This window comes from Micromonospora sp. NPDC003776, assembly GCF_053605645.1.
This window is the reverse complement of record NZ_JBSGJR010000339.1, coordinates 1-7,556: the sequence shown is the minus strand read 5'-3', so window position 1 is coordinate 7,556 and position 7,556 is coordinate 1. Positions and strand designations below refer to the sequence as shown.

Sequence of the window (7,556 nt, the reverse complement as noted above, 5' to 3'; positions counted from 1 at the left end):
GGGGAGCTGACCGTGTCGGTGCGGGTGGCCGGCGCGCTGCACCCGGCCGCCGGGGCGGACCGGCGGGTGTTGGCCCGGGCCGCCGAGTCGGCCGTCCACCTCACGCCGCCCCGCGCGGCCGATCGCCGGCACACCGCCGTGCCGGCCGGCGAGGCGGTGACCATCGGCACGGAGGTGGAGCTGGGTCTGGCCGCCTGACCGAAACGCGACACAGTCGCGACAGTCTTGTTCAGTCGCGATGTATCGCGTTACGCTCCTCCCATCGCTCGACGTGCCGTGGGTCGGTACGTCACCGAGGGGAGGACGCCATGCCCAGCTGGACGGTCGACAGCCCGCAGCAGCTCACCCTGGACGGCCCGGTCACCCGGCTGGACGTCCGGATGATCAGCGGCCGGCTCAACGTGGTCGGCACCGAAGGCCCCGCCCGGGTCGACGTCACCCGGGTCAGCCGCCGGCCGGTCCTCGTCGAGCACCACGACGGCCGGCTGACCGTCCGGCACCGCCGGCCACCGCGCTGGCCGGGGGTCCTCTGGTGGCTCGGGCAGCTCGGCCGCCGGTTCCGGGCCGAGGTGTCCATCGCCGTACCGGCCGACGTGCTGGCCGACCTGCACCTGGTGGACGGCGCGCTGGTCGTCTCCGGCCTGCGCCGGGACACCACGGTCGACGTCACCTCCGGCCAGGTCACCCTGATGGGGCTGCGCGGCCGGACCGTCGCCAAGCTGGTCTCCGGGCCGGTGGAGGCGCTCGGTGTCGGTGGTGACCTGACCCTGGACACCGTCTCCGGTGAGTTGATCCTCGCCGACAGCGCGCCCGAACGGGTCCGCGCCACCACCGTCTCCGGCGCCATCACCTGCGACCTGGACAACCCCCGGGGCAGCGACATCCGGCTCACCACCATCTCCGGCGGGATCACCGTCCGGGTCCGCGAGGACAGCGACCTCGCCGTGCACCTCAACACCACGTCGGGCCGGATCACCAGCGGCTTCCCGCAGGTCACCGCCCGATCCGGGTTCGGCCCGATGAAGGACAGCCACGGCGTGCTCGGCGCGGGCGCGGGTAAGCTCTCCGCGTCCGCGACCTCCGGCAGCATCGCGCTGCTGGCCCGGCCCGTCGAGGACGACGACGATGTGGAGGAGTTGCCGTGACCGCCGTGTTCAGTCACGGGCGGCTCCGGCTCTACCTGCTCAAGCTCCTCGACGACGGCCCGAAGCACGGCTACGAGCTGATCCGGCTGCTGGAGGACCGCTTCCTCGGCCTGTACGCGCCCAGCGCCGGCACCATCTACCCCCGGCTCCAGCGGCTGGAGGCCGAGGGTCTGGTCACCCACACCGCCGCCGGCGGCCGCAAGGTGTACGAGATCACCGAGGCCGGCCGGGCCGAGCTGCGGCAGCGCGCCGACGAGCTGGCCACCCTGGAGTCCGACATCGCCGCCTCCGTGGCGGACCTGTCCGCCCTGGCCGGGGAGATCCAGACCGAGGTACGCGGCTCCGTCCGCGACCTGAAGCGGGAGCTGCGCGAGGCGGCCCGGCAGACCCGCCGGACCCGCTGGGAGCCGCCACCGGCCCGGCCCGCCGCCAACGGCGCCCGGACCGGGCCGGCCGAGTCGCCCCTGCTCGCCGAGTTCGACCAGCGGCTCGCCGCGTTCACCGTCGAGGTCGGCGCGCTGGTCCGCGCCGGCCGGCTCACCGAGACCCAGCTGCGTACCGCGATCCGGCTGCTCGACGGCGCGCTGGAGGGGCTGCGCCGGCTGCTGCGCTGAGCCGGCCCGGCTCACAGGTTGTTTCCAGGATCCACCCAGCGCGACCGCAGCCAGAGCGCGGATGATGGGTGCCATGGTGGCTACCCAGACCGAGGCGCGACTGCTCGTCGTCGAGGACGACCCGAACATCCTCGAGCTGCTCTCCGCGAGCCTGCGCTTCGCGGGGTTCGACGTCGCCACCGCGACCAGCGGCAGCGCGGCGCTGAACGCCGCCAAGGACCACCGGCCGGACCTGGTCGTCCTCGACGTGATGCTGCCCGACCTCGACGGTTTCGAGGTCATCCGGATGCTCCGCGAGGGTGGTACGCGTACCCCGGTGGTCTTCCTGACCGCCCGGGACGCCACCGACGACAAGATCCGTGGGCTGACCCTCGGCGGGGACGACTACGTCACCAAGCCGTTCAGCCTGGAGGAGTTGACTGCCCGGATCCGGGCGGTGCTGCGGCGCACCGCCACCGGCGAGCACGCGCCCTCCCGGCTCACCTTCGCCGACCTGGAGCTGGACGAGGAGACGCACGAGGTGCACCGGGCCGGCCAGCGGGTGCAGCTCTCGCCGACCGAGTTCAAGCTGCTGCGCTACCTGATGCTCAACGCCAACCGGGTGCTGTCGAAGGCGCAGATTCTGGACCACGTCTGGAACTACGACTTCCGGGGTGACGACAACATCGTCGAGTCGTACATCTCCTACCTGCGGCGCAAGGTCGACAACACCCAGCCACGGCTGATCCACACCCTGCGTGGGGTCGGGTACGTGCTGCGCAAGCCGGCGGCGTGAACGCCCTCGACGACGCGAAGGGCTGGCTGCGCACCGTCCCGCTGCGGGTCAAGCTGGTCGCCTCGGTCCTCGCCCTGGTGGCGGCGGCACTCGTGGTGATCAGCGGGTTGACCGCGTTCCTGCTGCGCAACTACCTGATCGGCCAGGTCGACGACCAGCTCCGCGGCGGGGTGGCCAACGTCGCCCAGACGCTGGCGCAGGCCGGCGGCCCGATCAAGGTCAACATCCCGTCCGACTACGTGGCCGCCCAGGCGGTGCCCGGCCAGGCGGTGGATCAGCCCACCCGCTACCAGGGCCTGGCCGACCAGGAGCTGCCACGCTTCCCCGCCGACTACGCCGGCTACCGGGCGAAGGTGGGTGAGCCGTTCACCACCCGCTCGGTGGACGGCCGGACCCGTTGGCGCATGTACTACGCCGATCTCGGCGACGGTCGGGTCATCGCCTTCGGGCAGCACCTCACCGCCGTCGACCAGTCCGTCAAGCAGCTGATCTGGATCGACCTGCTGGTCGGCGGGGCGGTGCTGATCATCCTCGCCTCGGTGGGGGCGGGCATCGTGCGTACCAGTCTCAAGCCGCTCGTGGAGATCGAGCGGACCGCGGCGGCCATCGCCGGCGGCGACCTGAGCCGGCGGGTGCCCGACCCGGAGGAGGGCCGGGCCTGCCCGACCTCCGAGCTGGGCCGGCTGTCGCGGGCGCTGAACGCGATGCTCGCCCAGATCGAGGCGGCCTTCACCGCCCGGGCGGCGTCCGAGGCGGCGGCCCGCAGCGCGGAGGTCAGCGCCCGGGACGCCGCGGCGGCGGCGCAGGCGTCCGAGGCGCGGGCCCGCCGCTCCGAGGAGCGGATGCGCCAGTTCATCGCGGACGCCTCGCACGAGCTGCGCACCCCGCTGACCACCATTCGGGGGTTCGCGGAGCTCTACCGGCAGGGCGCGGCGCGGCAGCCGGAGCAGACCGCCGGCCTGCTGCGCCGGATCGAGGACGAGGCGGCCCGGATGGGGCTGCTGGTCGAGGACCTGCTGCTGCTGGCCCGGATGGACCGGGAACGGCCGATCGCGCTGGCCCCGGTCGAGCTGCCGGTGCTCGCCTCCGACGCGGTCCAGGCGGCCCGGGCGGTCGACCCGGAGCGCCGGATCGAGCTGGAGATCGAAGCCGGTGCCGGCCCGCTGGTGGTGCTCGGCGACGACGCCCGGCTGCGGCAGGTGATCGGCAACCTGATGACCAACGCGCTCACCCACACCCCGCCCGAGGCCGCGGTGACCCTGCGGCTGCGGGTGGAACCGGGCAAGCTGGCCGTGGTGGAGGTCGCGGACACCGGCCCGGGGCTCACCCCGGAGCAGGCCGAGCGGGTCTTCGAGCGGTTCTATCGGGTGGACGCCGCCCGGACCCGTCGGGCCGGCGGGCCGACCAGCACCGGGCTCGGCCTGGCCATCGTCGCCGCGCTGGTCTCCGCCCACCACGGCACCGTGGAGGTGGCCGAGACGCCGGGCGGCGGGGCGACCTTCCGGGTCAAGCTGCCGCTGCTGCCGGAGGGCCCCGAGTCCGGGGAGTGACTTTCAGAAAACCTTCAGGCACGTTCCAGGCTGGTGACAGTGCCAGGGGGCAAGGTAAGGGACATGACCGACCACGAGACCGACCCGCAGCGGACGCCGGCTCCCGCCGACGCCGAGCCGTCGCACCCCACCGCCGAGCTGCCCCGCACCGGAGACGGGCAGTCGGACTCCACCGCCCCGCTGCCCCGCACCGCGGACGGGCAGCCGGAGACCCGCACCACCCCGGCCGCCGCGCCGGTTCCGGCCGACTCCCCGGCCGCCGGAACCCCCGCTCCGGCCGACGCCACACCGACCCACCCCGGCAGCCCGTACGCGCCGCCGCCGGTGACCCCGTCCGCCCCGCCGTACCAGCCGCAGCAGTCCTGGTACGGGGGCCAGCAGCAGAGCGGCTGGGCGCACCAGGGTGGCTACCAGCCGCACGGCGGGCCGGTGCCGCCGTACCAGCCACAGCACCCGTACCCGGGCGCGCAGCCGCACCAGGTCGGCCAGCCGGTCCCGCCGTGGGCTCCGCAGCACCAGCCGCCCCGGCCGAGCCGGGCCGGGAAGTTCGTCGGCGCGGGCGCCTTGGCGCTGGCGCTGATGCTGGGCTCCGGCGTGGCCGGCGGCGCCCTCGCGCTCGCCGTGGGTGGGCACACCACCGTCACCCGTACCTACTCGGCGGCCCCGGTGATCAACAGCGCCGACCTGCCGAAGATCGCGGCGGCCGTCCAGGACAGCATCGTCACGATCATGACGGACAGCGGTGAGGGCTCCGGGGTGATCCTCAGCGCCGACGGGTACGTGCTGACCAACAACCACGTGGTCGCCTCCGCCACCGGCGACACCGTGAAGGTGGTCTTCGCCGACGGCAAGACGGCCCAGGCCAAGATCGTCGGCACCGACCCGAAGACCGACCTCGGCGTGGTCAAGGCCAGCGGGGTGAGCGGCCTGAAGGCGGCCAAGTTCGGCGACAGCGACGCCATGCAGGTCGGCGACCAGGTGCTCGCGCTGGGCAGCCCGCTCGGCTTGCAGGGCTCGGTGACCGCCGGCATCCTCAGCGCCCGCGACCGCACCATCCAGGCGGGCGAGGGCGGCCAGCAGCAGAACCCGCAGCAGGGCGCCAGCTCCATCTCCGGCCTGCTGCAGACCGACGCCCCGATCAACCCGGGCAACTCCGGCGGCGCGCTGGTCAACACCCGGGGCGAGGTGATCGGCATCAACACCGCGATCGCCACGGCCGGGCAGGGCAGCAACGGCAACATCGGCGTCGGCTTCGCCATCCCGAGCAACAAGGCCAAGGACGTCGCCGAGAAGCTCCAGCGCGGCGAGAAGATCAGCCACCCCTCCCTCGGGGTCAGCGTGAACGCCGCCGAGGACGGTGGCGCGATGATCGCCGCCGTCACCCCGGGCAGCGCGGCCGAGAAGGCCGGTCTCCAGCGGGGCGACGTGATCACCAAGTTCGGCGACAAGGTGATCAACGACTCCAACGACCTGGTGGGCGCCGTCCAGTCGGGCAAGGTCGGTGACCGGGTCCAGGTGGAGTTCAAGCGGAACGGTTCCACCGAGACGGCAACCGTGACGCTCGCCGAGACGTCCTGACCGACAACAGACCCTCCTCCTCCTGGGCGGCGGGTGACGGAGCCAAGGGGGTTGGTTCCGTCACCCGCCGCCCGTTTTCGCGTCTCACCCGCTCCGGGTGAGCCCGGCTCACCCCCTCCCGCGGGACGCTCGTCGGACCGGGAACCGCACGGGAGGGGACGCCATGACCATCGCCGCCGGCCGCACCGATCCGGAGATCCAGCGGGACGTGCTCGCCGAGCTGGACTGGGACGCGCAGACCCGGCCGGCCGAGATCGGCGTGACCGTCGCCGGCGGCGTGGTGACGCTGACCGGCCAGGTGGACAGCTACGCCCGGCGCTGGGCCGCCGAACGCTGCGCCCACCGGGTACGGGGGGTCCGCGCCGTCGCCAGCGACCTCGAGGTACGCCTGCCCCTGGCCGAGGAGCGCACCGACGCCGACATCGCCATCGCGGCCAGCCGGGCGCTGGAGTGGGACAGCTTCGTCCCCGCCGAGCGGCTCGACGTGACGGTCGCAGACGGGTGGGTGATGCTCCGCGGCGAGGTCGAGTACGGCTTCCAGCGGCGTACCGCCGAGCGGGAGCTGCGCCGGCTGCGCGGCGTACGCGGCGTCACCAACCTGATCGAGGTGCGACCGCCCGCCCCGCCCAGCGACGAGCAGAACCGCCGTGACCTGGCCCGGGTGCTGTTCCGGCGGACCGGCACGGAACGGATCGACGTCCAGGTCAGCGGCGACACCGTGGTGCTCGGCGGAGCGGTCCGCTCGTGGTGGCAGCGGGAGGAGGCGGAACGGGCCGCCTGGGCCACGCCCGGCGTACGCGAGGTGCACGACCGGATCGTGGTCACCGGCTGAGCGGGGTGGCTCGTTTGCCGCCTACCGGGCCGGGAATGCGTGGCCGATCAGGTACGTCGGGGAGGACTCGTGGCCGTGAACCACCTGCCGTCGGAGCGCCTGCGGGCCCGCCCGCTGCGGATCGCGATGGTGGCGCCGCCCTGGCTGTCGGTGCCGCCCCCCGGCTACGGCGGCCTGGAGCAGGTGGTGGCCGGCCTGGTGGACACCCTGGTCGACCACGGTCACGCGGTGACGGTCTTCGGCGCGGGCCGCGAGCACGGCACCGCCGCCGACTTCGTCTCCACCTGCGCCGACCTCCAGTACGACCGGCTGGGCGAGTCGCTGCCCGAGCTGGCCCACCTGGCGCACGTCAACCGCCTGGTCGATCCCGCCGACTTCGACATCGTGCACGACCACACCACCATCGGCCCGATGGTGGCCGGCCGGCGCCGGGTCCCCACCGTCGCCACCGTGCACGGCAACCCGGTGGGGGAGTACGGCACGGTGCTCAGCGACACCGACCAGGGGGTGGGCCTGGTCGCCATCTCGCACGCGCAGCGCCGGGCGAATCCGGACCTGCCGTGGGTCGGCACCGTGCACAACGCCATGCCGTTGCGCGACTTCCCGCGCAAGCGTGGCCCCGGCCGGGGGCCGGTGCTCTGGCTCGCCCGGTTCAGCCCCGACAAGGGCCCGGACCTGGCGATCCGGGCCTGCCGGGCGGCCGGCCTGCCGCTCACCCTCGCCGGGAAGTGCAACGAGCCCGCCGAACGCCGCTACCTCGCGCAGGTGGTCGAGCCGATGCTGGACGAGGACGTCACCCTGGTGCTGAACGCCGACCGGGAGGGGACCCTGCGGCTGCTGCTGGACGCCCGCTGCCTGATCATGCCGATCCAGTGGGAGGAACCGTTCGGCATGGTGATGGTCGAGGCGATGGCCACCGGCACGCCGGTGGTCGCGCTGCGCCGGGGGGCCGTGCCGGAGCTGGTCCGGCCCGGGTTGACCGGGCTGGTCTGCGACCGGCCCGAGGAGCTGCCCGCGGCGCTGCGCCGCGCGGCCGATCTGGACCCGGCCGCCGGCGTGGCC

At 73.9% G+C, this 7,556-nt stretch carries 7 protein-coding genes and 1 pseudogene; all 8 read left to right on the top strand.

Annotated elements, in window-relative coordinates:
• Window positions 1-198: pseudogene (locus ACWEVO_RS23965) on the top strand (hypothetical protein); the annotation flags it as partial.
• A gap of 110 nt (window positions 199-308) precedes the next feature.
• Window positions 309-1,145 carry a DUF4097 family beta strand repeat-containing protein gene (locus ACWEVO_RS23960; protein WP_452309760.1) on the top strand — a complete coding sequence of 279 codons (837 nt, stop codon included), beginning with the start codon at window positions 309-311 and terminating at the stop codon, window positions 1,143-1,145.
• On the top strand, window positions 1,142-1,759 hold the full coding sequence (locus ACWEVO_RS23955) for a PadR family transcriptional regulator (RefSeq protein ID WP_452309759.1): 618 nt from the start codon (window positions 1,142-1,144) through the stop codon (window positions 1,757-1,759). Before ACWEVO_RS23960 ends, ACWEVO_RS23955 begins: the two co-directional genes overlap by 4 nt.
• Window positions 1,760-1,832: 73 nt before the next feature.
• A complete protein-coding gene (locus ACWEVO_RS23950) occupies window positions 1,833-2,534 on the top strand; it encodes a response regulator transcription factor (RefSeq protein ID WP_046571468.1) in 702 nt (233 codons plus the stop codon).
• Window positions 2,531-4,084: a HAMP domain-containing sensor histidine kinase gene (locus ACWEVO_RS23945; protein WP_452309758.1), complete on the top strand. Its 1,554-nt coding sequence runs from the start codon at window positions 2,531-2,533 to the stop codon at window positions 4,082-4,084. The genes ACWEVO_RS23950 and ACWEVO_RS23945 overlap by 4 nt, the downstream gene beginning before the upstream one ends.
• A 63-nt stretch (window positions 4,085-4,147) precedes the next feature.
• Window positions 4,148-5,662, top strand: a complete 1,515-nt coding sequence (locus tag ACWEVO_RS23940) for a trypsin-like peptidase domain-containing protein (RefSeq protein ID WP_452309757.1) — start codon at window positions 4,148-4,150, stop codon at window positions 5,660-5,662.
• A gap of 163 nt (window positions 5,663-5,825) precedes the next feature.
• Entirely contained in the window at window positions 5,826-6,494 is a 669-nt protein-coding gene (locus ACWEVO_RS23935; RefSeq protein WP_452309756.1) for a BON domain-containing protein, read from the top strand.
• Between the two features lie 69 nt (window positions 6,495-6,563).
• Window positions 6,564-7,556: glycosyltransferase family 4 protein (locus ACWEVO_RS23930; RefSeq protein ID WP_452309755.1), on the top strand; the 993-nt coding region annotated here is incomplete at its 3' end.